23 protein-coding genes are annotated in these 24,673 nt (G+C 57.6%); 9 read left to right on the top strand and 14 right to left on the bottom strand.

The features are described from left to right. The 7 genes from fabF to LPB19_RS09630 form a co-directional block, all read right to left on the bottom strand. The gene (gene fabF, locus LPB19_RS09660; protein WP_206642714.1) at positions 1–1,248 is read right to left on the bottom strand and encodes a beta-ketoacyl-ACP synthase II; all 1,248 of its coding nucleotides are present in this window, start codon (positions 1,246–1,248) and stop codon (positions 1–3) included. A gap of 130 nt (positions 1,249–1,378) precedes the next feature. Then, positions 1,379–1,612: an acyl carrier protein gene (acpP, locus tag LPB19_RS09655; RefSeq protein ID WP_097461099.1), complete on the bottom strand. Its 234-nt coding sequence runs from the start codon at positions 1,610–1,612 to the stop codon at positions 1,379–1,381. Positions 1,613–1,738: 126 nt separating this feature from the next. Next, positions 1,739–2,482 carry a 3-oxoacyl-ACP reductase FabG gene (gene fabG, locus LPB19_RS09650; protein WP_206642713.1) on the bottom strand — a complete coding sequence of 248 codons (744 nt, stop codon included), beginning with the start codon at positions 2,480–2,482 and terminating at the stop codon, positions 1,739–1,741. 15 nt (positions 2,483–2,497) lie between these two features. Next, a complete protein-coding gene (gene fabD / locus LPB19_RS09645; RefSeq protein WP_206642712.1) occupies positions 2,498–3,433 on the bottom strand; it encodes an ACP S-malonyltransferase in 936 nt (311 codons plus the stop codon). A gap of 111 nt (positions 3,434–3,544) precedes the next feature. Then, a complete protein-coding gene (gene plsX, locus LPB19_RS09640; RefSeq protein ID WP_266097060.1) occupies positions 3,545–4,516 on the bottom strand; it encodes a phosphate acyltransferase PlsX in 972 nt (323 codons plus the stop codon). Positions 4,517–4,588: 72 nt separating this feature from the next. Further along, entirely contained in the window at positions 4,589–4,768 is a 180-nt protein-coding gene (gene rpmF, locus LPB19_RS09635) for a 50S ribosomal protein L32 (protein WP_092021471.1), read from the bottom strand. An 81-nt stretch (positions 4,769–4,849) separates the two neighbouring features. Then, positions 4,850–5,404 (bottom strand): YceD family protein, encoded by a 555-nt coding sequence (locus LPB19_RS09630; protein ID WP_206642710.1) that lies wholly within the window; start codon positions 5,402–5,404, stop codon positions 4,850–4,852. Between the two features lie 129 nt (positions 5,405–5,533). Here LPB19_RS09630 and LPB19_RS09625 point away from each other — a divergent pair, with 129 nt between their 5' ends. Continuing rightward, positions 5,534–6,145 carry a Maf family protein gene (locus LPB19_RS09625; RefSeq protein ID WP_206645755.1) on the top strand — a complete coding sequence of 204 codons (612 nt, stop codon included), beginning with the start codon at positions 5,534–5,536 and terminating at the stop codon, positions 6,143–6,145. Here the strand turns inward: LPB19_RS09625 and LPB19_RS09620 are convergent. From LPB19_RS09620 to rluC, 3 genes are read right to left on the bottom strand one after another with little or no spacing between them, the layout of a single operon-like run. Continuing rightward, positions 6,142–7,173, bottom strand: a complete 1,032-nt coding sequence (locus LPB19_RS09620; RefSeq protein WP_206642709.1) for a S49 family peptidase — start codon at positions 7,171–7,173, stop codon at positions 6,142–6,144. The two genes, LPB19_RS09625 and LPB19_RS09620, sit on opposite strands and share 4 nt — an antisense overlap. A 34-nt stretch (positions 7,174–7,207) precedes the next feature. Next, complete coding sequence (locus LPB19_RS09615; RefSeq protein WP_206642708.1) at positions 7,208–7,855, bottom strand: HAD family hydrolase; 648 nt, start codon at positions 7,853–7,855, stop codon at positions 7,208–7,210. Then, a complete protein-coding gene (gene rluC / locus LPB19_RS09610) occupies positions 7,856–8,788 on the bottom strand; it encodes a 23S rRNA pseudouridine(955/2504/2580) synthase RluC (RefSeq protein ID WP_407943958.1) in 933 nt (310 codons plus the stop codon). It abuts the gene before it with no gap. Positions 8,789–9,529: 741 nt separating this feature from the next. Here rluC and rne point away from each other — a divergent pair. Then, positions 9,530–12,790 (top strand): ribonuclease E, encoded by a 3,261-nt coding sequence (gene rne / locus LPB19_RS09605; RefSeq protein ID WP_206642706.1) that lies wholly within the window; start codon positions 9,530–9,532, stop codon positions 12,788–12,790. A gap of 2 nt (positions 12,791–12,792) precedes the next feature. Further along, complete coding sequence (locus tag LPB19_RS09600) at positions 12,793–13,335, top strand: YecA/YgfB family protein (protein ID WP_206642705.1); 543 nt, start codon at positions 12,793–12,795, stop codon at positions 13,333–13,335. Here LPB19_RS09600 and LPB19_RS09595 read toward each other — a convergent pair. Beyond that, a complete protein-coding gene (locus LPB19_RS09595) occupies positions 13,332–14,210 on the bottom strand; it encodes a PHP domain-containing protein (RefSeq protein ID WP_206642704.1) in 879 nt (292 codons plus the stop codon). The two genes, LPB19_RS09600 and LPB19_RS09595, sit on opposite strands and share 4 nt — an antisense overlap. A 118-nt stretch (positions 14,211–14,328) precedes the next feature. Here LPB19_RS09595 and LPB19_RS09590 point away from each other — a divergent pair, with 118 nt between their 5' ends. The 3 genes from LPB19_RS09590 to LPB19_RS09580 all read left to right on the top strand — a co-directional run bounded on the left by LPB19_RS09590 (position 14,329) and on the right by LPB19_RS09580 (position 15,715). Beyond that, on the top strand, positions 14,329–14,628 hold the full coding sequence (locus LPB19_RS09590) for a YciI family protein (protein WP_206642703.1): 300 nt from the start codon (positions 14,329–14,331) through the stop codon (positions 14,626–14,628). A 123-nt stretch (positions 14,629–14,751) separates the two neighbouring features. Beyond that, a complete protein-coding gene (locus tag LPB19_RS09585; RefSeq protein WP_206642702.1) occupies positions 14,752–15,423 on the top strand; it encodes a TIGR04211 family SH3 domain-containing protein in 672 nt (223 codons plus the stop codon). 4 nt (positions 15,424–15,427) lie between these two features. Further along, on the top strand, positions 15,428–15,715 hold the full coding sequence (locus tag LPB19_RS09580; RefSeq protein WP_206642701.1) for a PilZ domain-containing protein: 288 nt from the start codon (positions 15,428–15,430) through the stop codon (positions 15,713–15,715). 50 nt (positions 15,716–15,765) lie between these two features. Here the strand turns inward: LPB19_RS09580 and rraA are convergent, their stop codons facing one another. Together rraA and ppsA are read right to left on the bottom strand one after the other, a co-directional pair. Next, the gene (rraA, locus tag LPB19_RS09575) at positions 15,766–16,245 is read right to left on the bottom strand and encodes a ribonuclease E activity regulator RraA (protein WP_206642700.1); all 480 of its coding nucleotides are present in this window, start codon (positions 16,243–16,245) and stop codon (positions 15,766–15,768) included. A 28-nt stretch (positions 16,246–16,273) separates the two neighbouring features. Then, positions 16,274–18,610 carry a phosphoenolpyruvate synthase gene (gene ppsA, locus LPB19_RS09570; RefSeq protein ID WP_407943957.1) on the bottom strand — a complete coding sequence of 779 codons (2,337 nt, stop codon included), beginning with the start codon at positions 18,608–18,610 and terminating at the stop codon, positions 16,274–16,276. A gap of 202 nt (positions 18,611–18,812) precedes the next feature. Between ppsA and ppsR the strand changes: the two genes are divergently transcribed. Beyond that, complete coding sequence (gene ppsR / locus LPB19_RS09565) at positions 18,813–19,628, top strand: posphoenolpyruvate synthetase regulatory kinase/phosphorylase PpsR (protein ID WP_206642698.1); 816 nt, start codon at positions 18,813–18,815, stop codon at positions 19,626–19,628. A gap of 61 nt (positions 19,629–19,689) precedes the next feature. Here the strand turns inward: ppsR and LPB19_RS09560 are convergent, their stop codons facing one another. Next, positions 19,690–22,614, bottom strand: coding sequence for an insulinase family protein (locus tag LPB19_RS09560; RefSeq protein WP_206642697.1), 2,925 nt, complete (start codon positions 22,612–22,614; stop codon positions 19,690–19,692). A 97-nt stretch (positions 22,615–22,711) separates the two neighbouring features. Between LPB19_RS09560 and LPB19_RS09555 the strand changes: the two genes are divergently transcribed. Together LPB19_RS09555 and LPB19_RS09550 are read left to right on the top strand one after the other, a co-directional pair. Next, positions 22,712–23,173 (top strand): hypothetical protein, encoded by a 462-nt coding sequence (locus LPB19_RS09555; protein WP_206642696.1) that lies wholly within the window; start codon positions 22,712–22,714, stop codon positions 23,171–23,173. A 110-nt stretch (positions 23,174–23,283) separates the two neighbouring features. After that, the gene (locus LPB19_RS09550; RefSeq protein ID WP_206642695.1) at positions 23,284–24,663 is read left to right on the top strand and encodes an MORN repeat-containing protein; all 1,380 of its coding nucleotides are present in this window, start codon (positions 23,284–23,286) and stop codon (positions 24,661–24,663) included. Positions 24,664–24,673 lie beyond the last annotated feature (10 nt).

The following is a 24,673-nucleotide window of genomic DNA, read 5'->3' as shown; positions in this document are numbered from 1 at the left end:
TCAGTCCTCGTAACGCTTGAAGATCAGCGTTCCGTTAGTTCCGCCAAAGCCGAACGAATTCGACAGCGCAACGCGGACATCCGACTTGCGGCTCTGATTGGCCACAAAATCCAGATCGCAACCCTCGTCTGGGTTATCCAGATTAATGGTGGGCGGCAACACGCCATCCCGAACTGCCAGCACCGAGAAAATACCCTCGACGGCGCCCGCGGCACCCAACAAGTGACCGGTCATCGACTTGGTACTGCTCATCGCCAGCTTGTCCGCGTGGCCACCGAATACACTCTTGACCGCCTTGACCTCGGCCACATCGCCAACTTGTGTTGAGGTTCCGTGCGCGTTGATGTAATCCACCTCATCCGCACTCATGCCGGCATCTCGCAGTGCGCACTGCATTGAGCGGGCTGCACCCTCGCCGTTTTCCGGAGGCGCGGTGATGTGATGTGCGTCATCACTCATGCCGAAACCAACCACCTCACCGTAGATTGTCGCGCCACGCTTCCTGGCATGCTCGAGTTCTTCAAGCACCAGAACACCGGCACCATCGCTCAGAACAAACCCGTCACGGTCTTTATCCCACGGACGGCTGGCTTTTTCTGGCTCGTCGTTGCGCGTCGACAGCGCCCGTGCTGCCGAAAATGCCGCAATACCGGTGCGGGTGGTGGCCATTTCAGAGCCGCCTGCCAGCATTACATCGGCGTCGCCGTAGGCAATGGTACGCGCGGCGTAGCCGATATTATGCGTGCCGGTGGTACAGGCCGTGACGATCGCAATATTGGGCCCCTGAAAGCCAAAACGAATCCCAGCATTGCCTGAAATCATATTGATCACGGACGCGGGCACAAAGAACGGCGACACTTTGCGTGGCCCGGACTTGTCCATACTCAGGACGTTCTTCTCGATAAATTCCAGCCCGCCAATCCCCGAACCGATAGCGATACCTGCGCGCTGCTTGTCGAGCTGGTCGTAATCGCTCAGCCCGCTATCATCCACTGCCTGCTGGGCCGCGATCAGACCATAATGAATAAAGGCATCCAGCTTTCTCGCATCCTTGGGCGACAGCCACGGTTCCAGATCGAGATTCTTCACGGCGCCGCCGATTCGCGTGCTGTATTCGGAAGCGTCGAAGCGATCGATCATGCCGATGCCACTGCGCCCAGCCTGAATACCGGCCCAGGAGCTCTCAACGTCATTTCCCAGAGGGGACAGCATGCCCATTCCCGTAATGACAACCCGTCGTTTACTCATAACCCATTTCACCTGAAGTTCTGTGTCGATGCGGCCACTGATTGAACCGGATTTCAAACCAATAAAAAAGCCGCCCTTTAGTCTAACGAAAGGACGGCTTTATGCCTGGCTCTAGTAAAGCAGCGGGATATCAGGTATGGGCGACGATGTAGTCAATCGCGTCCTGAACGGTCGCCAGCTTTTCGGCTTCTTCGTCAGGAATCTCAGTCTCGAATTCCTCTTCCAGAGCCATAACCAGCTCAACGGTGTCCAGTGAGTCAGCGCCAAGATCTTCAACAAAAGAAGAGGTGTTCTGAACTTCGGACTCTTTCACGCCCAGCTGTTCACAAACAATCTTCTTCACGCGCTCTTCAACTGTACTCATAATGTCCTCACTTTGTGTTTCTACCAAGCAACTTTAGTGCTGCAAGTTTAGATTAAACCCTACCCGCAAACAAGCAGGGAGCCGGTTAAACATCTTGTGCGACAAGGGCTTGCGCCCTGGTCGAAATTATCCCATGTACATTCCGCCGTTCACGTGAATGGTTTCACCACTCACATAGCCGGCTGCGTTCGAAGCCAGGAAAGCCACCACAGCCGCGACTTCGTCCGGTTCACCGAGACGCCCCGCTGGTATGATTTCCAGCATAGCCTCACGCTGCTTGTCGTCCAGTTTTTTTGTCATGTCGGTGTCAATAAAGCCCGGAGCCACACAGTTTGCGGTAATTCCCCGGTTTGACATCTCCTTGGCGAGGCTTCGGGTAAAACCTTCAACCCCTGCCTTGGCTGCGCAGTAGTTGCCCTGCCCCGGGTTCCCCATGCCGGCAACCACCGAACTGATATTGATGATCCGCCCCCAGCGAGCCTTCGCCATCCCGCGCAACACAGCCTTGCTGGTGCGATAGACACTGGACAGGTTGGTGTCGAGCACCGAGGTCCAGTCATCGTCTTTCAGGCGCATCAGCAGATTATCACGGGTAATCCCTGCGTTATTGACCAGGATCACCGGAGCGCCGGATCTCTCGGCAACCTCCTTCAACCCGGCATCGATACTCGCCGGATCTGCGACATCCATAACGATACCGTAGCCCTTCAGGCCAGCATCACGCAGCGCCTTGGAAATGTTCTGGGCGCCCTCTTCACTGGTGGCCGTGCCGATCACCTCTGCACCCTGGCTGGCCAGCGCGTGAACAATCGCCTTGCCAATCCCCCGGGTTCCTCCGGTGACCAGTGCGGTTTTACCTTCAAGCGTCATGTATTGCTCCACCCGTTATGACTTGTTGAATGCGCCCAGCGCGCCATCAAACGCCTCCGGATTTTCCAGGCCGTGCACAGCCAGGCTGCGGTCTATACGCTTGGCAAGTCCGGCTAGTACCTTTCCGGTACCGCACTCCGCTGCAACCGTGACGCCCTCTTGCACCAGCCTGCGAACCGAATCGGTCCAGAGCACCGGAGAGTACAGCTGTTTCACGAGATTCGCACGGAGCGCTGCCGCGTCGGTTTCTGGCGCTGCGTGGACATTCTGGACAACAGGTATGACAGCGTCATTAAACGAGACGCCCTCAAGAGCTTCGGCCAGCTGTTCGGCCGCGTCCTTCATCAAGGCACAGTGAGACGGCACACTCACTGGCAACGGCATAGCCTTGCGCGCGCCCTTCTCCCGACAGGCGTCGATGGCACGATCCACTGCTGCCGCAGAACCGGCTACCACGACCTGACCGGGCGCGTTGAAATTAACCGCTGACACCACGTCGCCCTGTGCCGCGCCTTCACAAGCGGCAATCACGTCCTGGTCTTCCAGCCCGAGAATCGCCGCCATTTTTCCTTCACCGGCGGGTACTGCGCCCTGCATCAGCTCGCCACGAAGACGAACGAGCTTGACTGCTTCGGCAAACCCCAGACTTTCAGCCACCACCAGAGCACTGTACTCGCCAAGACTATGCCCGGCCACCAAGTCTGGCCTCGGACCGCCCGCCTGGCACCACTGACGCCAGAGCGCAACACTGGCTGTCAGCAATGCCGGTTGCGTAACGGTGGTCTGGTTGAGTTCTTCAGCGGGGCCATTCTGGCATACCTGCCAGAGATCAAAACCCAGCGCTGACGATGCCTCGGCAAACGTCTCGGTCACCACCGGCCATGCCGCAGCGTCCGATAACATACCAACAGACTGGGAACCCTGTCCTGGAAAGATAAATGCAGATTTCATAAGCGAGATCTTAACGTGAATGGGGATTTCAGAGGATTAGCGATTAGTAAAAGTTGGCGCAATTATGCTCAAAATAAGGCGCGGAGCCAGACAGACTTTAGTCTCAGTAGGCTATATCAACAGGTCGTCAAGACGCTCATTGATGCGCCGGGGAACCTCCATATCCACCTCCCTGACGGCCTGACGGATGGCCGCCAGCATGGCGCGCTCATTGGCGTTTCCGTGACTCTTGATAACCACCCCCTGCAAACCGAGAAGACTGGCTCCGTTGTGGCGCGCCGGATCCATCAACCTCAGCAGCCGGCCAATTATCGGGCGGGCCAGAAATCCGACAAATCGCCCGTAGAGGCCGCGACTGAAGGCCTGCTCTATCAAATCAATCAACAAACCGGCGACGCCTTCGCCGGTTTTCAGGGCAATGTTGCCGACAAAGCCATCACACACCACGACATCGGCGACATCCCGGAACAAGTCGCTGCCCTCAACGTACCCGATGTAATTGACAGTATCGCATTGGGCGAGAAGGTGAGATGCCAGGCGCACCTGCTCGTTACCCTTGATCTCCTCTTCACCGACATTCAGCAACGCCACACGCGGTTCGGATTGACCCGAGATGGCGGACGCCATCAGAGATCCCATCAAGGCGAACTGGTACAGATTCTCGGCGCTGGCATCGACATTGGCACCAAGATCAAGGACGTGGCAACGACCACGCAGGGAGGGAATCAGCTTGCAGATCGCCGGACGCTCGATACCTGGATGCATCCGGATCACGGACCGCCCGAAGGCCATCAAGGCTCCGGTGTTGCCGGCACTGACACAGCCCTGGGCCTCGCCATCACGAACCAGCCCAAGCGCAATCGCCATCGAGGAGTTTTTCTTGTGGCGAAGAGCATGAGACGGACGCTCATTCATCTGCACCACATCGGCCGCCTCCACAATACGGATACGACTGTGCTCTCCAGACAACAAAGCCTCGAGTTCACTCCGGACACCTACCAGAATGAGACTCAAGGCTTCATTTTCGCGGACCGCATCCAGCGCTGCAGTTACCACAACGCCGGCGCCGCGATCACCACTCATGGCATCTAATGCGATGGTAACCGGTTTCACCGTTTATCCATCCGATACCGGGCGGCGCAACTCATACGGGACTTACTCGTCGCGCGCTTCTACTACCTGCTTGCCACGGTAAAAACCGTCCGGAGAGACGTGGTGACGACGATGCACTTCACCAGTTGTCGCATCGGTGGACAGAGTGGCGGCGCTCAGAGCGTCGTGGGAACGGCGCATGCCACGCTTGGAACGGGTCTTTCGGTTTTGCTGTACAGCCATGATTTTGCTCCTGACCTTTTATTACGTAAAGCTAGTGTGTGTTCGTACCGATGCGCGCCCCACTGAGGAGCACACACCTGCTCAATGTTTCGTTTTCTTGAGATCCGCCAGCACGCTGAAAGGATTCTCCTTGGCCGGGGCGTCGCCTTGCTCAGGCGCTCCCTTGGGCTCCAAGGCCTCCAGATCTTCATCAGCCGGGCATTCAGCCCGTTCGTGCAGCGGAAACGGCGGCAGAACCAGCAACAGCTCGTCTTCCACCATCGACCACAGATCCGCACTGAAGTCATCCGTCAGAAACGGCTCGAGATCCTTCGGCAACCGTTGCGCCTGCTCGTCGCTGGTAACCAGCCCGAGCGTGAACCGAGAAGTCAGCGTGGTCTGCATGTGCCCCATGCACCGCTGACATTCCAAGGTTGCTGGCGCTTCCAGCTCACCCGAAACAATACGTCTTCGCTCGCCATCCATATAAAAAGACAGTTTGACGCTGCACACAGCCGCTTCCCCCACTTCCAGGACAGCTTCCCGGAAACGAGACAAAGCACTGAGAGGAATCTCTCCCTCCAGAGTGCTGTTCTGTTCCGCCAACTTGTAAGGGTCGACAGATTTTGGCAAACCGGCGCAAGACGCTTTTGACATAGGCGCGCAATTTTAGGGGGGTGATCCCCCGGTGTCAAAGACTTCGTTATGTTTTCACCGGGGTTTTCGCGTGGGTAGGTGTATTCTACGATGACGCCATCCCCGTTAACGACCGAAGAGCCATTCACCATGACCGAACGCCCATTAATGCTGGCCTCCTCCTCACCTTACCGCAGGGCCTTGCTTGCTCGCCTGGAACTTCCCTTCCAGTGCGCCAGCCCGGATATTGACGAGACCCCGCAGCCCGGCGAAAACGCCGAACAATTGGCCACCCGACTGGCGGAAAGCAAAGCCCGGGCGCTGGCCGCCCACTACGACAACCACTGGATTATCGGATCTGACCAGGTAGCCTGCTTACCCGATGGCACACTTTTGAACAAGCCCGGCTCACACCAAAGCGCTGTCGAACAGCTAAGGCAAAGCAGCGGCCAATGCGTTCAATTCATGACCGGGCTGGCCCTGCTGGACACCAGCACCAGCAGTCTTCAGGTGCATTGCGAAACCTTCTCGGTAAACTTCCGAGATCTCAGCGAAGCGGAAATAGAGGCTTACCTCCGAAGGGAAGAGCCTTACGACTGCGCGGGAAGTTTCCGAATGGAAGGACTCGGCATCACGCTTTTCAAGTCAATGGCCGGACGCGACCCCAACAGCCTGATCGGGCTGCCACTGATCGCCCTGATCGATATGCTGAGACAATGGGGCCGCAACCCTCTGCTGGAGCCAACAGCAATCCAGCGTTAACGCAATTCCAAGCGGGAATCCAGAATCCGGGCCGCGAATCCCTCACCAAAAGCGACACCCAACTGGTCAACCAGGTTCTGCAGCGGGGATTTACGGTGGCTGTAATCCACCAACTCCTCCTCCCCCACCAACTGGCGCGCCACCCACGACGTACTCCCCAAGCCATCGACCAGACCTAATTCCACGGCCTGCTCACCCGACCACACCAGACCACTGAACAGACGCTCGTCCTCCGCAAGACGCTCACCGCGGCCGGTTTTCACCGCATCAATAAACTGCTGATGGGTGTTTTCAAGCACATCCTTCCAGAATGACACCTCCTCTTGCCGCTCAGGCGAGAAGGGGTCCAGAAACGCCTTGTTCTCGCCCGCAGTGTACAAGCGACGCTCAACACCGATTTTGTCCATTACATCCGTAAAACCAAAGCCGCCGGCCACCACACCGATAGACCCGACCAGGCTGGCGCGATTGGCGTAGATTTCATCCGCGGCAGAGGCAATGTAATAGGCACCCGAGGCACCAATATCGGAGATAACCGCGTACACCTTTTTGTCCGGGTACTCCTCACGTAGGCGGCGAATTTCATCGTATATGTAGCCGGACTGGACCGGGCTTCCACCAGGACTGTTTATGCGCAGTACCACGGCTGCTGAATTCTCCGCCTCAAACGCAGTGCGCAAGGACCCGACGATGTTGTCAGCACTGGCCAATTCATCGGCAGCTATGGGCCCATCCACCTGAACCACAGCGGTATGCTGCCCCGTTGCCCCCTCGATCGTGTCACTTACCGGCAATTTAAACAGCAGGAGCAAGCCAAACAGGTATGCAAAGGTCAGGAACTTGAAGAAGATTCCCCAGCGGCGACTCTTGCGCTGCTCCGCCTGCATTGACAGCACCAGCTTTTCGATCAGCTTCCAGTCACGACTAGATTCCGGCGACACTCTTCCACCATCAGATGCCCCCGAACGCCCAGAAGCAACAGGCTTATCCCCCCACTCCGGCGACTTTTCAGATTCCCAATCACTCATGCACTCACTCCATCAACCACAAAGTAGGGGTTTCTTATAATCCAAGTGCCACTCTCAGATCCGGCACGCTACTCACGATCGCGTGTGGGTCGTAGGCGCCCAAGACATCACGCTTATGCACGCCCCACTCCACGCCGATAGCAGGCATACCGATTCGCTGCGCCATTTCAAGATCGTAACGCGTATCTCCAATCATCACAGCATCCGCCGGCTCAAGCCCATAAAATTCAAGAATTTCCTCAAGCATTTTGGGATCCGGCTTGGAACGCGTCTCGTCAGCACAGCGGGTAATATCAAAATGCGCCCCCAGACCACTGGAGGTAAGCGCACTCTCGAGCCCACGGCGACTTTTTCCGGTCGCCACCGAACAGCCCAGCCCAGACCGGCGGATGTCCGACACGACATCCGCCATGCCCTCGAACACATTCTGCGGCGTTGTCACCTTGCTGAAAAAATAGGCTGCGTAACGCTCGCGGATCGCCAGCATTTCGTCCCGATCAATCCCGGGGTAGAGCCGCCCCAGCGCCTCTATCATCCCAAGCCCGATGATATCCCGGTAGGCCTCCCGCTCAAGCTCAGGGTAACCGAGCTCGGTCGCCGCCTGGTGCAGGCTGTCCGCAATGTGATCGACGGAGTCCACGAGCGTACCGTCCCAATCGAAAATAACTGCCTTAATATCCATTCACTGATTCCTGTTGCGCGCCTCGAGCAGACGCAACATCTGCTCGAACGCCTCATCGTAAGGCGCCTCTAATTTCAGAGCCTCCCCGCTATCGGGCAACCTGAACTCCAGCGCCCGGGCGTGAAGCATTAACCGCTGGCCACCAGCTCCGCGAAACGCTTTTAAACTGACATCATCCATATACTTGTCATCACCGGCGATTGGATGACCTTCGAAAGCGCAGTGTACGCGAATCTGGTGGGTTCGGCCGGTGACCGGAGAAGCTTCCACCAGACTGTAACCAGCGAACCGGCGCAGACACCGGAAGGTGGTCAGCGAAGCCTTACCCCCCTCATCGACCTTTACCCGCCGCTCCCCGTTGGGCATTTCGTAGCGCAGCAAGGGGGCATCCACCTTGCGGATTTCCTGCGACCAATCCCCGGCCACCAGGGCATGATAGGTCTTCTGAATCCGCTTCTGGCGCAGCTCATCCTGCAGAAACCGGAGTGCAGAGCGTTTTTTTGCGACCATCACCAGACCCGACGTATCGCGATCCAACCGGTGAACCAACTCGAGAAACCGCGCCTCCGGCCGCGCCGAACGGAGCACTTCGATCAACCCAAAGCTCAGCCCGCTTCCACCATGCACCGCAATGCCGGACGGCTTATTGACCACAAGCATCTGCTCATTCTCAAAAACAACCGCCTGCTCCATAACACCCTGGACCCGATTGCCGGGAGCCACCTGCGGTGCTTTTTCCTTCCGGATCACCGGAGGGATTCGTACCTGATCCCCCTGCTTCAGGCGGGTGTCCGGCTTGACCCGCCCTTTATTGACCCGGACCTCCCCCTTTCGGACAACACGGTAAATGATGCTCTTTGGCACGCCGCGCAGCTGCGCCAGCAAAAAATTATCCACTCGCTGTCCTGCGGCATCCTCATCAACCGTTACCATCTGCACACCCTGATGCACCTCACCCCCTTTGCGGGGTTCTTGACGCCCCGCAGATGCAACCGCTTGCCGGGGTTCGCGCGAGATCGGAGCGGCCTTTTCAGGGCGTTTGTGGGCAGGCTTTTTCGGCCGGGGATGGCGAGCCATGAAATTCCTTTATTGACAAATAAATGCAGGATTGATCAGCACCTGGAATACTGTTATATTCCGGCGTGCTTTGCCGAATGTCTACGGGCTGGAAACACACACCAGAAACCGCAGCGGCAGAAGTATACAGAGACTACTCGAGAGTTTGAACGCCGCGCCCCATTCGCTATCGGGGCCCGGCAAAGGAAGTACCCCCGGTATTTCAGGTTGGACCAGCAAGAGCCGTCCCCCTGCCCCGGGTGGAAGACACAACCGTGCGGAAAACCGACGGGCAACATAGCGAAGAATCATTGTCGCGCAGGGCCGGGCCGTCCAGAGATGAAATACGACGTGAGACCCAGGCACCTGAGTGAACCTGAAAACGGATAACATGCGTCAACAGACAAGCAGTTCTATCGACCTCTCACTGCCACAGGGCAGTCGAACCGTCGGCGGTGGTTTAACACCAACGGAATCAACGGCCCAGGGGGCCTGATTCGTCTGGCCGCCGACCCGCGCCCAAAGGGCGCGTTCGTCCGCGGCACGCACATCCCGCTTCGCTGATGCGAGCCCCTCCGGTTTTCTGTCAACACTAAACGACAGGAATCCGTTCTCTCCATGAAAAGAATGCTCATTAATGCAACTCACCCCGAAGAGTTGCGCGTTGCACTGGTTGACGGCCAGCGCCTGTTTGATCTCGACATCGAGTCCAGCTCCCGCGAGCAGAAAAAGGCCAACATCTACAAGGGTCGCATCACCCGCGTGGAACCCAGCCTGGAAGCCGCTTTTGTCGACTTCGGTGCTGAACGGCACGGCTTTCTGCCCCTGAAAGAAATCTCCAAAGAGTATTTCAAGAAATCGCCGGGCCAGATCGAAGGCAAGATCAACATCAAAGACGCGGTTTCCGAAGGCCAGGAAGTGATTGTCCAGGTCGACAAGGAAGAGCGCGGCAACAAAGGTGCAGCACTCACCACGTTCATTTCACTCGCCGGGCGTTACCTGGTACTGATGCCCAACAACCCGCGGGCCGGAGGCATTTCCCGCAGGATCGAAGGCGAAGAACGCACGCAACTGAAGGAAGCCATGAACGACGTGCAAGTCCCTAAATCCATGGGGATCATTGTGCGCACGGCGGGTATCGGCCGGAATACCGAAGAACTTCAGTGGGATCTGGACTACCTGGTGCAGTTCTGGGAAGCCATTACCCAGGCTGCCAGCGAGCGCAAGGCACCTTTCCTGATTCACCAGGAAAGCAACGTCATTATCCGTGCGGTGCGCGATTACCTTCGCCAGGATATCGGCGAAGTTCTGATTGACGCCGCCAACGTGTACGAAGACGTACTGAGTTTCGTCCGTGCGGTGATGCCCACCTTCGAGAACAAGATCAAGCTCTACAAGGACGAGATCCCGCTGTTCAGCCGGTACCAGATCGAAGGCCAGATCGAAACCGCTTTCGAGCGCGAAGTAAAACTTCCGTCCGGCGGCTCGATCGTCATCGACCCGACAGAAGCCTTGGTGTCCATCGACATCAACTCCTCCCGCGCCACCAAGGGCCAGGACATCGAAGAAACCGCCCTGCAAACCAATCTGGAAGCAGCCGAAGAGATTGCCCGTCAGTTGCGCCTGCGGGACATGGGCGGCCTCATCGTGATCGATTTCATCGATATGACGCCTGCCAAGCATCAGCGCGAAGTGGAACAGAAAATCCGCGAAGCCCTGGAGATTGACCGGGCACGAGTGCAAGTTGGCAAGATTTCTCGCTTCGGCCTGCTCGAAATGTCCCGTCAGCGCTTGCGCCCGTCTCTTGGCGAAACCCGCAGCGAAGTCTGCCCCCGCTGTGAAGGCCAGGGCACAATCCGCGGCATTGAATCACTCGCGCTGAGCATCATGCGCCTGATTTACGAAGAGTCCTCCAAAGAGAAAACCGGCGAAGTCCGCGCGGTCGTTCCAGTCTCTGTCGCCACCTTCCTGCTGAACGAAAAACGCAAACAGCTCGCCGATATAGAGAGCCTGCAAAAAGTCAGCGTTGTGGTTGTACCAGTACCGAACATGGAAACGCCACATTTCGAGGTACTTCGTCTTCGCGAAGACGAAACAACACCCGAGCACGTTTCCAGTCACCAGGTAGCCCTGGAATACAACGAGCGCGAAGAAGAAACCTTAGTTACTGCATCGCCTGAGCGCCCGGTACGCGAACAAGCTGCCGTTAAGGCCATTCGCCCCAAGGCACCAGCACCGGCAGCAACCGCAAGCGAGGCAGCGCCGGCACAGGCCGCAGAACAGGAAACCGGCCTGTTCCGTCGTCTTGGTCGCAAGATCGCCAACTTCTTCGGGGCTGAAGATGAACAGCCCCAAGAGGCTCAGCAGCAAGGCAGTGCTAGCCGGGAAGACCGTCGGAACCAGCACCGCCAAGACCGTCGGAAAACCCGTGTAGCACGAGACGACCAACGCTCGGGTGGTAAGCGGAGCGGCAGTGAGCGTCGCCAGGGCGGACAGCAAAGCCGCACCGATGACAGCCGTGAGCGCAACCGCAATCGCAGCGAAGATCAGAGTCGCAAGCCACAGAGCCGTCAAAGCGCGGAAAAGGGTCCCGAATCCAAGAGTGCGGACGGTCGCAAGGACGGCCAAAGTCGCGGACGTAACCGCAACAAGCAGCAGCGGGAACAGAAAGACAACCGCGAGCAGAAGGGCCAGCAGGAAACTGCCAAGAAGCCCGCAAGTGGCGAAAAGCAGGGCGCTGAAAATAAGCAGCGCAAGCCGCGACGCCAGCGCGGACGCGATGGCACGCCGAGCGAAGCGCCCTCCACAACGCCAGCGGAGCGTAAAAACGCACGCAGCGAAAAGCATCAGCGCGACACTCAGCCAGAAAAACCTCGCAGTTCAGACGAGACTGCCCAGACTGCCGTGAATGAGGCCCCACAGCCGCAACAAGCGCAGGCACCTGCGCCGCAGGAAAAACCCGCGGCAAAAGAGCCAGCCAAGGCCGAAAAAACGGAAAAAACAGAAAAGCCCGAACAGACACCGACTCAGAAGCCATCCGACCAGGCCCCGGAGGCCAAGCCGGCGAACACGGCCGAGAGCGGCGAACAGAAGGCAGCCAAAACCGACGAGACGACAAAAGCGCCCGAACGTGCTGAGAAACCTCGTGCTCAACGCAGAGCCAAATCCGAGGCGACCGGCAAAAACGCCAGCCAGCCGAAAGACGGCGGAGACACCAAGCCCAGACGGAGTGACGATAAGGCACAGGACGGCGCAGTAGCCCCAGAGGCACCCGTGAAAGCCGAAGCGCCGAAGACGTCAGAGCGCGTCGACGGGAACAAGGCTCGGGACGAGGCGGCAGCGTCGAAGACAGCGACGGACAAGGCGAAGACTCCCGCCAAATCTGAGGGCGACACAGACGCCTCCGCGGCAACGGCAAAAACCCCTGCCGCCGAGGCCAAGGCACCGGCCAGAGAACAGGCTCCTGAAGCCAAGCAGCAGCCCGCCCCGGCTCCCAAGCAGGAACCGGTCAGCGATAAAGCACCCTCGAAACCGACTGCTGAGACCGATAAGACGGGGGCCGCTGAAGCCACACAAACGGTCGACACTGCGAAACCGGCTGAAGGGCAAACCAAGGAAGCGCCGGCTAAATCTTCGGCACCCGAGCCAAAGCCGACAGCCCAGGAAAAGCCGGCGGCCCAGGAAAAGCCTGACCCGAAGCCCGAAAAGCAGGAACCGGCTGAAAAACAGCAAGCGAAATCAGCCGAAAAGCCCACTGAAACGTCGAAGCCAGCAGAGCCCGACGTTCCAGTGACGCCGGGGCGGGCCTACAATGACCCAAGGGAAGTTCGCAAACGCCAACGGGCCGCAGAAGCGGCGAAAAAGGCCGGGAGCAACTGAGCATGCTATCCAATTCCGACATCGAAGCACTGGAAGACATTCTGTTTGCTGAGCCCTGGGGCGAAGACGCCCTCGACTTCTTTGGCCTGCACGGGGTGGTATGTGCCAGTGTCGTCGGCCCGGTGACGCTATCAGCAGAAGACACCTTCCGGCTCGCCACGGGCAGTGAACACGTGCCCGACAATGGCGTTCCGGAAACCTTCAAGCGGTGCGCTGAGCAGCTCAGCCAGGGTATGGCCCATGCCCTTGATATGGGCCAATCACTGGAACTGCCGGAGCCCGAAGACGGTGATCCGATGAACGCACTGGAGAACTGGTGCGCGGGCTTTGTTGACACCTTCCTGGAATACGAGGAGGAGTGGCTGGAAGTTGCATCCGAAGAGGAAATCGCGGATCTGCTGGTGCCAATGCTGACACTGTCAGGGTTGTTCGAGGACGAAGACTTTGAGAACGCCCGCAAGAGCGAAAAGCTGTCGCAGCAGATGGCCGATGCGATTCCTGACGCTCTGACCGACCTCTACCTGCAATTCCACGCCCCGGATTAAACCGGTTCGGGTACTCCCACAGGCGCTTTGAAATAATGCCAGACCGGCTCCAGCCCGTCTGGCATTTTCATTATCCGGCCCAGCTCACACCAGGGCGCGCCGGGAAAGTGAAAGTCACTGCCCTGAGAAGCCAGCATACCCTCGCGACGGCACAGCTCTGCCAGGAAACCCAGATCACCGCTCGACTGACCCGAGGTGGACACCTCGAGTGCGCGACCACCAGCCCGACGGAAATCACCCGTTAACTGCCGCAATTTGGTTGCGGTCATCTGGTACTTCCTCGGATGGGCCAACACCGCGATTCCCCCGGCTGCGCTGATCCAGCTCACCACTTCTTCCAGCTCAGGCCAAAACGCCTTCACATCGCCCGGCTTACCAGCCCCGAGGTGGCGCTTGAACGCCTGAGCCTGATTACTCACCACACCGGCCGCAACCAGGGCTTGCGCAAAATGAGGGCGGCCCGGCACGTCGCCAGCGGAGAACTCCGTGGCGCAGCCGAGAAGATCGGTAACCCCGAGCTTGCTCAGCCGATCAGCAATCTGGCGGGCCCGGGCCCAGCGATTGGACTTCTGCGTTTCCATGGCCTTGAGGAACAACTCGTTCGACGGATCAAAATCCAGGCCCACAATGTGGATCGTCCGACTCTTCCAGATACAGGAGAGCTCAACCCCGGGCACCAGCCTGACCCCAAGCCGGCTGGCCGCCGCCTGAGCCTCTTCAAGTCCATCAATGGTGTCGTGGTCAGTGAGCGCCAGATGAGTGACACCCCTACCCGCCGCACGCTCAACCAGATCGGCCGGGTGCAAAGCGCCATCCGAGGCCGTGCTGTGGCAGTGCAGATCAATGCACAACTGGGGGTCTTGCGGTATAGTCACAAACAGTCCTGAATCAGTTGGAAAAGCGCACCGAGCGCGCACTAGTCGTCATCCTGCCGGCTCGGGGCACCGCCTGTAAAGTCAATTCCACTGCAAATACCACCAAACGGAGACCCGCATGTACTACGCCATTATCAGCGAGGATATTGAGAACAGCCTCCCTCTCCGCCAGACAGCACGGCCAGCGCACCTTGACCGGCTCAACCTGCTGAAGAACGAAGGCCGCCTGCTGGTTGCGGGCCCCCACCCAGCCATTGATACACCCGATCCCGGCGAAGCGGGATTCACCGGCAGCCTCGTTATTGCAGATTTCGACTCACTGGAGGATGCCCAGGCCTGGGCCGATGCTGACCCCTACATTGAAGCCGGTGTTTACAAGCACGTTGTTGTGAAGCCTTTCAAGGCCGTTCTGCCTTAAAACGGCGCAGGCTCCATGAGCTTATCGTAATGGCGGCAATATTGATCATGCCGCCATCTGTGACAGAATTGCAGGCTGTTGATCTGTCATATTTAACTCTGTTCACATTAGGGAAACGAACCAGTGACAACCTTCCGCGTCTTCTTCAGTGTGCTTCTTGTCCTAGCTTGTACGGCACAGGCCCAGGCGAAAACTGCATGGGTTGATGACCAGATTTATCTGCCAGTCCGCGCTGGCGCAGGCACTCAGTTCCGCATTATCGAAAATGCCGTTCCCAGCGGCACCCCTCTGGAAGTGCTTGAAACGACCGACAGCGGTTACACACGGGTCCGCACTCCCAAGGGCACGGAAGGCTGGGTTTCCAGCCAGTACTTGAGCGACACCCCGATCGCCGCAGACCTGCTACGCCGGGCGAATCAGGAGCTGGAACAGGCTCGCAACGAACTGAATCAGGTCAAGGAACAGCTCGCCACCACCACCAAAGAGCGGAATGCTCTGGAATCGTCTGAAGCCTCTCTGTCTGACCAGTCTCAGAACCTGAAAGAAGAGCTTCAGCGCATCAAAAGCATTGCCTCGGACTCCATAAATCTGGAGCGCCGTAATAAAGAATTACTGCAAGAGAACCAAAAAATCCGGAACGACCTTGAAGTGCTGACGGCCGAAAATGAACGGCTCGAAGCCGGCAAGGAATCAGACTTCATGCTCTTGGGAGCAGGCCTCGTGCTGGCTGGTGTGGTGCTCGCACTGCTTATCCCGATGCTCAAACCGACACGAAAAACCGACAACTGGGCCTAACCGCATGAAGGACTACTCGGAGAAACGGGACTTTCACCGCATGCAGGTGAACTCTGAGATCGAGATTTCCGATGCGTACGGCAACCGCTTCACCGGGGTCTGCCGGGACCTGAGCGCCGCAGGGATGAAGGCTCAGGTAGAACGCGAGGTAAAAGTCGGAGAGGAACTGACGACAGTCCTGCGCTCGAATGGCGACACAATCCCGGCGCTGGAAACTGTCTGTGAAGTGCTTTGGTGTGAGCAAAGCGATCAAGGCTACATGTTGGGGCTGACCATTCAGGAAGTAAGCTAATCAAGAATTAGCGACCCGAAGCGGGTGGTCAGCCGCTTCGGGTTTATGGTTCACACCAGAGGCTTCTCGGACACAATAATCCCATTGTTGTCCGCGTAGACGTACTGACCCGGCTCGAAGGTAACACCTCCAAAAGTCAGGGTTACATTCAAGTCCCCCAACCCCCGCTTTTCGCTCTTTCTTGGCTGAGTACCCAACGCCTGAACGCCCAGGGGCGTCTTGCGAATCTCGTCCACGTCTCGGATACAGCCGTAGATGATAATGCCTGCCCAGCCGTTGTTCGCGGCTTTCTCTGCCAGCATATCGCCCAGCAGGGCATGGCGCTTGGAAGCGCCACCATCCACCACCATCACGCGGCCGTTTCCGGGCAGGCCTACCTGCTCCTTGACGACCGAATTATCCTCATAGCACTTCACGGTGACGATCTCACCGCCAAAGGCACGGTTACCACCGTAGTTGATGAAGCCGGGCTCTACGACCTTGACCTCGGGAAACTCATCACACAGGTCCGGAGTAATAATGTCTGCCACGTCTTGCTCTCCTTTTCTTGATACAGACTCAGTCGATTTTTTCGTCCGCGAGGAAGAACCAGGTATCCAGCACGGAGTCCGGATTCAGCGACACGGTATCGATACCCTGATCCATCAGCCACTTGGCCAGATCCGGATGATCTGAAGGCCCCTGTCCGCAAATGCCGATGTATTTCCCGGCCTTCTTGCACGCCTGAATGGCATTGGACAGCAGCGCTTTAACGGCGTCGTTCCGCTCGTCAAACAGGTGCGCGATGATTCCAGAGTCGCGGTCCAGCCCCAGAGTCAGCTGAGTCAAATCGTTAGAGCCAATGGAGAAGCCGTCAAAGTGCTCCAGGAACTGATCTGCCAGCAAGGCGTTCGCCGGAAGTTCGCACATCATAATCACACGGAGGCCGTTGTCTCCGCGCTTCAAACCGTTTTCAGCCAGCAGGTTCACGACCTGCTCAGCCTCACCCACGGTGCGTACAAACGGAACCATCACCTCAACGTTGGTCAGGCCCATCTCGTCACGTACCTTCTTCAGTGCACGGCACTCAAGCTCGAAGCAATCGCGGAAGGTATCGGAGATGTAGCGGGAAGCCCCGCGGAAACCGAGCATGGGGTTTTCTTCATCCGGCTCGTACAGGGTGCCGCCAATCAGATTCGCATATTCATTGGATTTAAAGTCGGACAGGCGCACGATGACTTTTTTCGGGGCGAACGCCGCAGCCAATGTGGAAATGCCCTCGACGAGCTTGTCGACATAGAAATCAACCGGAGAGCTGTATCCGGAAATTCGCTTTTCTACCGTCTGCTTGACATCCCTCGGCAGACTGTCGAAGTTCAGCAACGCCTTGGGATGCACGCCGATCATTCGATTAATGATGAATTCCAGGCGGGCAAGACCCACACCTTCATTCGGCAGAGCCTGAAAATCGAACGCCCGGTCCGGGTTGCCCACGTTCATCATGATTTTGAACGGAATGTTGGGCATGGAGTCGACAGTATTTTCCCGCAGCTCAAAGTCCAGAGCGCCCTCATAGATCATTCCGGTGTCGCCTTCGGCACAGGATACCGTGACGTCTTGACCATCTTTCAGGATCTCGGTCGCATCGCCGCATCCAACCACAGCGGGAATACCCAACTCACGGGCGATAATGGCCGCGTGACAAGTACGCCCGCCACGGTCGGTCACAATGGCCGACGCCCTTTTCATGACGGGTTCCCAATCCGGGTCAGTCATGTCGGTGACCAGCACATCCCCGGGCTGTACCCGATCCATTTCGTTAATGCTGGTAATAATTTTGACCGGCCCGCTGCCAATCTTGTGGCCAATACTCCGCCCTTCCACGAGCACCTTGCCAGTCTCTTTCAGCAGGTAGCGCTCCATAACGTTGGCCGAGGCCCGGCTCTTGACGGTTTCCGGTCGGGCCTGAACGATGTAGATCTTGCCGTCGTCACCGTCTTTCGCCCACTCAATGTCCATCGGACGCTGGTAATGCTGTTCGATGATCATGGCCTGCTTGGCCAGTTCTTCAACCTCGGCATCATTGATGCTGAAACGGTTACGGTCTTCCTGCTCGACTTTGACAGTTTCAACAAACTCACCGGCATTGGGATCGGTATGGTAAACCATCTTGATGGCTTTGCTGCCCAGATTGCGGCGCAACACGGACGGCCGACCGGCTTGCAGAGTCGGCTTGTGAACGTAGAACTCGTCCGGATTCACCGCACCCTGCACCACCGTTTCACCCAATCCATAGGACGCGGTAACGAAAACCACGTCCCGGAAACCGGATTCGGTATCCAACGTGAACATCACGCCACTGGCAGCGGTCTCGCTACGAACCATTTTCTGAATGCCGGCGGACAGCGCCACCAGCTTGTGATCAAAACCGTGGTGTACACGATAGGAAATGGCGCGATCGTTGAACAAGGATGCAAACACTTCCTTTACGGAGGTCCGGACCTGCTCCAGGCCAACCACGTTCAGGAAGGTTTCCTGCTGTCCGGCAAATGACGCATCGGGGAGATCTTCCGCCGTCGCAGATGAGCGCACGGCAACGGCCATGTTCTCGTTACCGGCCTGAAGCATGGCGTAAGACTCTTTCAGGGCTTGCTCCAGTGGCTCGGGGAAATCGGTGTCAATCACCCACTGCCGGATCTGGGCCCCGACCCGGGCCAGCTCGTTAACGTCATCGACGTCGAGCGCATCCAGGGCACTGTCGATTTTGTCCTTCAGCCCGTCGGTGGCCAGAAATTCGCGGTAGGCGTAGGCTGTTGTGGCGAAACCTCCCGGGACCGTAACACCTGCGTTGGCGAGATTACTGATCATTTCACCGAGAGAAGCATTCTTGCCACCAACCCGGTCTACGTCGGACATTCCCAGGTGATCAAACCAGATGATGTAATCTTCCAAAGCGCATCTCCCTTAAGTCTGTGAAGCGAAGAATAAACCGGGCCAGCGGTAACCAGCAAAAAAACGGGTGAAATCCACTGCGGAGCCTCTAAGTTGGCGTGTATGATACTGTAACCTGCGCTGATTACCTAGGGAACCTGTCAAATCGGGAACGGGATATTACCCCATGAAACGTACCGCTTTTTTCATATCCGACGGCACCGGTCTGACCGCCGAGGCACTCGGACATAGTTTGTTGGCTCAGTTTGAAAAAATCGAATTCGAGCGTGTCACCGTGCCTTACATCGCGGATGAAGATAAGGCCCGGGACATGGTCAAACGAATCAACAAAGCCGCTGAGGTGGATGGCGCCCGGCCACTGGTATTCGACACCATTGTGAACAGCGACATCCGCGACATCATCTCCACTGCCGACGGCTTCATGGTGGATATCTTCGGAACCTTCCTGAGCCCCATGGAGCAGGAGCTGAACTCATCCTCGTCTTACACCGTCGGCAAGTCCCACTCGATCAATCATACCGGCAGCTACGAGCGCCGTATCGATGCGGTCAATTTCGCTCTCGACAACGACGATGGCGCGCGCACCCGCCAGTACGATGAGGCTGACCTGATTCTCGTGGGCGCATCACGCAGCGGGAAAACACCGACCTGCCTCTACCTGGCGTTACAGTACGGTATCAAGGCGGCCAACTACCCCATCACAGAAGAAGACCTGGAAGACCAGAAGCTGCCCAAGGCATTGAAACCGCACAAGGAAAAAATCTTTGGGCTCACCATCGAACCAGAGCGCCTGGCTACGATCCGAAACGAACGGCGACCCAATTCCCGTTACTCCTCGATGAAACAGTGCATGCACGAAATCGAAGAAATTGAACTGATGTACCGGCGCGAGCGCATCCCCTTCTTGAACACCACGGCTTATTCGGTCGAGGAGATTTCCACCCGCATCATGTTGGCTACCGGGCTGAAGCGAAATCGCTAAGCCGATCTGCAGATACAAAAACGGAGGGCCGAAGCCCTCCGTTTTTTGTTTTCATCAATGCCTACATTTCTTCGATGGCCAAGCCCAGGTCCCCAACTACCTTACGGTTGTCCGGACTGGTGACCACGGCCACGCTGGCCTTCTCCGGCACCAGCCAGGTACTGGCCACGCGCTTGAGATCTTCTAGCGTGGTAGCCAACACGCGCTCCCGGAAGCGGGCGCGCTGTTCCGGACTGCGGCCAAAGAGCTTGTTGTGGAAGGCATGGCGGGCAGCGCCGGCCGGTGAACGGGGCTTATCCAACTGACCAATCACACCGAGGATGGACTCCTCCAGTTCCTGATCGCCATGCTCTGCGGTATGCAGCCACTCCAGCGCCTTATCGAAGTCGTCCAGGGTTTCCGCCAGACGGGGGTCTCGATAGGAGAAGAAGCGGAACGCGCCATTCACGCTGTCCTGCCCGGCACCGCCACCGTAGGCGCCGCCTTTTTCACGGATGGCCCGATGCAGGTAACCGTTGCGCAGGAAGCCGCCAAGGACCGTCAGGGCGGCCGCATCCGGGTGATCCACCGATACCGTCTTGTAGGCCTTGGCGCAGAAGTTCACCTGGGTTGAGGTCAGCCAGGCTTCACGGGCGGTGTAATCCACCGGAGCCATGACCCAGCTTGAGGATCCGGCACTGCCCACGTCCTTCCAGCAGGATTTCAGGTCATCCACCATAGCCGGCAGCTGCTCTTCTTCGCCAATCACCAGGAACTGCCGTGCCTGCTCACTCACCTTGGTGTGAAGATTGGCCAGCTTGTCACACAACGCCGTCAACGCCTTGGGGTCCTTCAGGGAGCTGTCCAACTCTTTGGTACCCCGAATACCGGCCAGGCCGCCGAGCCGGAACGACAGCCAGCCACCCACGCTCATGCCCTGAGAGGCCGCCCCCATCGCCAGGGCGTGACCACTGCCGGTGACCGCCTGTTCTCGACGAGCACGAATCTGTGCGATGATTTCCCGCACCCGCTCTTTCTCATCAAACCGGGCTCCGGTGAATACGTCCCTGAGCAGGCGGGTCAAGGCAGAGCGGTTGCGCGCCAGAGCCTTGCCGTTGAACACGATATAGCCAGACACATCCTGTACGTCGTCGATGCGCCCCTTTGCACTAAAAGAGGCGCCAATTCCGCCGGATTCGGCGGAAATCCGATCCTGCATCTGCAGGTAATCCAGATCACCGCAACCGACCTCGGAAATAAGGGCGGTGTAATACGGCAGCAGAAGCAACTCTTCTTCGGTCAGTTCCGGTACCGGCACCACAATCTGCTCGTAAATCAGGCCGTTGGTGCCCCGGGCGTAAATCGCGGCAGACAAATCACCATCAAACCGGCACTCCGGCTCCGGCATTTGCAGCGGCACGTCGGACAGGTCCACCTTGGGCAGAATGGAATCGTCGTCCTTGCGCATCTGGCGCTCTTCCAGCGCCGCCGCCCGCTCAACGAGGTGCTGAACCTCCTCTGCGGTCAGGCTGGCCTTCTTCTTGGCCAGCGCCTGATGAATCGCTTCCTGCCGGCGAGCTTCAAGCTGCTCATCGGGGCGCAGAGTTAAAGTCACCCGATGCGGATTGTCGAGAAGGTTGCGGCGAATCAGGTCAGGCACAAACTGCGGATCACGAATTTTCTCCCGCAGCTTGGCCAGCACCGGTTCGAGATCCAGCAGTTCTACCGGATCGCCACCATGAACCATGGGTGAGATGGCGCTCATGATCAGCTGAAGGCCATAGGGGAAATGGTCGCCCGCGATCTCGCGCTGATGCAGCTCGAGCTGGTGCAGAATCGCTTCCAGACGTTCCTCGCTCACACCTTCCTCGGCAACCTTGGCCAGCGTCGATTCGATCAACGCTTCAAGTTCTTGCTGTTTCTCCGGCTCACTGCCCTCGATGCCGCACACAAACGTCATCTCGCGGTTGGAATCTTCCAGCCCGCACATGGGAGACGGCGCATGCCCCAGGTCGGTAGTTTCCAGCGCATGCATCAAAGGCGACGCACTGTTTTCCAGAAGAATGGCTGAGAGCAATTGGGCCTCAAGATTGGACTGAAGATCGAAGCTCTGACCCAGCAACCAGCCCATCACGATGTGAGTTTTGCGCTCGGAACCCTCACCTTCGTTAATCGCATAGGCCTCTTCGACGCGAACGGGAGCAAAGATGCGCTTCTCATCATGCACCGGAAGATCGATGTCCAGATGATCAAACCGCTTGAGTGCGAGCTCTTCAAAACGCTCGTGATGCTCTTGGGCCGGAATGTTGCCGTAGGTGGCAAAAATCGCGTTACTCGGGTGGTAGTGGCGACGGTAAAACGCCATCAGCTCGTCGTAACTGAGATCGACAATGTGATCGGGTTCACCACCGCTGTTGTAGTGGTAGGTGGTGGTCTGGAAAAGGTGACTGCTAAGGCGCTGCCACAGCTGCGAGGTCGGCGAACTCATCGCTCCTTTCATTTCGTTGTACACCACGCCCCGGTATACCAGGTCGGTGTCGGGGTTATCCGGCGTGTCGAACTCCAGCCGGTGACCTTCCTGGGCAAAATCCAGGGGATCCAGCTTTGAAAAGAACACCGAATCCAGATAAACCGACAGCAGATTGTCGAAATCCTTGCGATTCATGCTGGCAAAGGGATATGCAGTCCAGTCGCTACTGGTGAATGCGTTCATGAAGGTATTCAGGGAACGACGGATCATCATGAAGAAAGGATCACGCACCGGAAACCGCTCACTGCCACAGAGCGCGGTGTGTTCGAGAATATGGGCAACCCCGGTAGAGTCCATCGGAAAGGTGCGAAGCGCCACGAAAAACACATTCTCGTCATTGTCCGCCGCCAGGTGCAGATGCCTCGCTCCGGTCTTGCGGTGCCGATACTCCTCCACCTCCAGATTGAGAGTGTCGATCCGGTGACTGCGAAGCTTTTCAAAGGCCGGATGGGTTGCGTTGTCGATCACTGCAGCCATTCACACTATCCTGTCGTTAACAAATGAGAATTGTAGGGTAACACGTAGTATCGATTATCATGCATTGTCCAGACGCCACAAGGTAGTGCACCTATCCATGAGCATATACACACCACCGGTAAAACACGTCGATGCCCCAGAAGTCGCGGCCTATTGGGCAGAGCGCAGAAGATACCTGGAACGGGTTCGCAAGGTTCCGGAAATCAGACAGCGTTTCTGGAAGGAAGTTGCCATGTACCTGCTCCGGCGCCTGCTGTGGTCATTTGGCTTCTTTCCGGTTTTCATTGCGTTCTGGATTCCGCTGGTCCTTTCCAGCTTCAATCCAGTGGTCATGGCCTCTGACTTCATTCCCATGCTGCAGGATTTCGTGAATTCGAATCCGGAAGTGCAGGCAACCACGATCAGCACACTGACCATTGCCTGGGCGTCCATTGGCTTCATCTTTCTGGTGTTCGATTTCGTGCTGACTCCGTTCCGGTCACCCTATGAATATGAAGCCGATGTGTACATGAGATCATGGGAACAACTTAACCATGAACAACTTCCGGACAAAGTGTGATTTGGCCAGCAATCTGGTTAACTTCAGACACTTTATGTTACATACGGCCACATCCACTGGGTAATATGAGGAGCTAGACAGGAATCGAAGAACAAGAAAGGGATTGAACCATGGTCGATGTCAGACCACTTCTGTTCGCCAACGCACTGGCTTTTATGCTTCTGGTTACCGCGGGCTTTGCCTCTGTACGTGAAGACACCGAACAGACAATCACCGACCAGGTGCCCAGCATGGAAGCAACGGTCGCGGCCGTTACCGAGGAAGCCCGGATAGCCCAGTGGGATTCAACCGTCTTTGCCGAAGCGCCCGTATTTGCCGAGCCGGCTCTGGAACAAACGGCAACCGTAAATCAGGCTCCCGACTCTGGTTCCGATGCCGCCGACGAATCCACGCGGGATACCTCATCCGCTCTCTCGGCCCCTGCTCCCTTTGAACTGCTCCCGATGCAGGAAGAGCCTTCCTTGCTGGCTTACGCCGAGCCCGTCATGGCAATGAATTCCGGTACAGATATCGCCCCGGCACCGGAAACCCGGAAAGAGCCCGAACCCGAACCTCCTGCCACGGGCAAACTGATTCTCCGCTCCAACGTGGTTGGTGATGACGTCACTATCAACGGCAAGCATTACGGCCAGACCCGACTGGACCTCGAAATGAAACCCGGCCGCTACGCCATAACCATCAGTAAGCCGGGCTACCAGGACTGGAGCCAGACCGTCAGGCTGGAAGCCGGAAAAGAAATGACGCTGATTGGCAGGCTCAAGGCGTTCACCAACGTGGACTTCCGCAAAGGCACCTGGGTTGGCGGCGTAAAAACCGGTGACGGAACCTATCAGGGCAAAGATGGGCTGCGTTACGAAGGGCACTTCATCAATGGCAAATTCCACGGCGAGGGCACGGCCTGGTATCCGGACGGCACCCGCTACGATGGCCAGTGGAATAACGGCCTGCGGCACGGTGACGGCACCTGGAGAAGCGCTGATGGTTCTATCTACAGCGGCGAGTTCGCCGCCGACCAGTTCAACGGCAAAGGCACTCTGACCATGGCCAGCGGCGACATCCTGACTGGCCACTGGCAGGACGGACGCCTGAACGGCCAGGGCTCACTGACCACCGCAGAAGGCATGCTTTACGTCGGTGGTTTCCGCAGCGACGAATTCCACGGCCAGGGCGCCCTGACCTATCCGGACGGTCGTCACTACGAGGGCCAGTTTTCCAATGGCACCTTCCACGGCACAGGCACGGAAGTGTTCGCCGATGGCAAGAAATACGAAGGCCAGTACATAGACGGAAAGTTTCACGGCAAAGGGCTGCTGCTTAATCCAAATGGCAGCTCTATTGAGGCAACTTTCCGCCACGGCGAACCCTATGGACAGGTTCGCCTGACCACGGCGGCCGGTGAGATCTTCACCGCCCGCACGTCCGAGCCCGGCGTCTGTTATCGGGACAAAAGCTATCGGGCCACTCAGTGCCCGAAATTGGAAGGCTGGTAATACACAAGCC

The sequence above is a fragment of the Marinobacter salinisoli genome (assembly GCF_017301335.1).
Lineage (GTDB): Bacteria > Pseudomonadota > Gammaproteobacteria > Pseudomonadales > Oleiphilaceae > Marinobacter > Marinobacter salinisoli.
Note: the sequence above shows the minus strand (reverse complement) of the source record. Positions and strands in the feature narration are given on the sequence as shown.

Bases quoted from the DNA above. Each gene is read 5' to 3' on its own strand.
- LPB19_RS09625 (WP_206645755.1), top strand. From the start codon at position 5,534: ATGACCGAACGCCCATTAATGCTGGCCTCCTCCTCACCTTACCGCAGG.
- fabD (WP_206642712.1), bottom strand. From the start codon at position 3,433: ATGAAATCTGCATTTATCTTTCCAGGACAGGGTTCCCAGTCTGTTGGT.
- LPB19_RS09590 (WP_206642703.1), top strand. From the start codon at position 14,329: ATGTACTACGCCATTATCAGCGAGGATATTGAGAACAGCCTCCCTCTC.
- LPB19_RS09560 (WP_206642697.1), bottom strand. From the start codon at position 22,614: ATGGCTGCAGTGATCGACAACGCAACCCATCCGGCCTTTGAAAAGCTT.
- LPB19_RS09580 (WP_206642701.1), top strand. From the start codon at position 15,428: ATGAAGGACTACTCGGAGAAACGGGACTTTCACCGCATGCAGGTGAAC.
- rpmF (WP_092021471.1), bottom strand. From the start codon at position 4,768: ATGGCTGTACAGCAAAACCGAAAGACCCGTTCCAAGCGTGGCATGCGC.
- fabG (WP_206642713.1), bottom strand. From the start codon at position 2,482: ATGACGCTTGAAGGTAAAACCGCACTGGTCACCGGAGGAACCCGGGGG.
- LPB19_RS09620 (WP_206642709.1), bottom strand. From the start codon at position 7,173: ATGAGTGATTGGGAATCTGAAAAGTCGCCGGAGTGGGGGGATAAGCCT.
- ppsR (WP_206642698.1), top strand. From the start codon at position 18,813: ATGAAACGTACCGCTTTTTTCATATCCGACGGCACCGGTCTGACCGCC.
- rluC (WP_407943958.1), bottom strand. From the start codon at position 8,788: ATGGTAACGGTTGATGAGGATGCCGCAGGACAGCGAGTGGATAATTTT.
- rne (WP_206642706.1), top strand. From the start codon at position 9,530: ATGAAAAGAATGCTCATTAATGCAACTCACCCCGAAGAGTTGCGCGTT.
- LPB19_RS09555 (WP_206642696.1), top strand. From the start codon at position 22,712: ATGAGCATATACACACCACCGGTAAAACACGTCGATGCCCCAGAAGTC.
- plsX (WP_266097060.1), bottom strand. From the start codon at position 4,516: ATGAGTGGTGATCGCGGCGCCGGCGTTGTGGTAACTGCAGCGCTGGAT.
- acpP (WP_097461099.1), bottom strand. From the start codon at position 1,612: ATGAGTACAGTTGAAGAGCGCGTGAAGAAGATTGTTTGTGAACAGCTG.
- LPB19_RS09550 (WP_206642695.1), top strand. From the start codon at position 23,284: ATGGTCGATGTCAGACCACTTCTGTTCGCCAACGCACTGGCTTTTATG.
- LPB19_RS09615 (WP_206642708.1), bottom strand. From the start codon at position 7,855: ATGGATATTAAGGCAGTTATTTTCGATTGGGACGGTACGCTCGTGGAC.
- fabF (WP_206642714.1), bottom strand. From the start codon at position 1,248: ATGAGTAAACGACGGGTTGTCATTACGGGAATGGGCATGCTGTCCCCT.
- ppsA (WP_407943957.1), bottom strand. From the start codon at position 18,610: ATGTCCGACGTAGACCGGGTTGGTGGCAAGAATGCTTCTCTCGGTGAA.
- LPB19_RS09600 (WP_206642705.1), top strand. From the start codon at position 12,793: ATGCTATCCAATTCCGACATCGAAGCACTGGAAGACATTCTGTTTGCT.
- LPB19_RS09630 (WP_206642710.1), bottom strand. From the start codon at position 5,404: ATGTCAAAAGCGTCTTGCGCCGGTTTGCCAAAATCTGTCGACCCTTAC.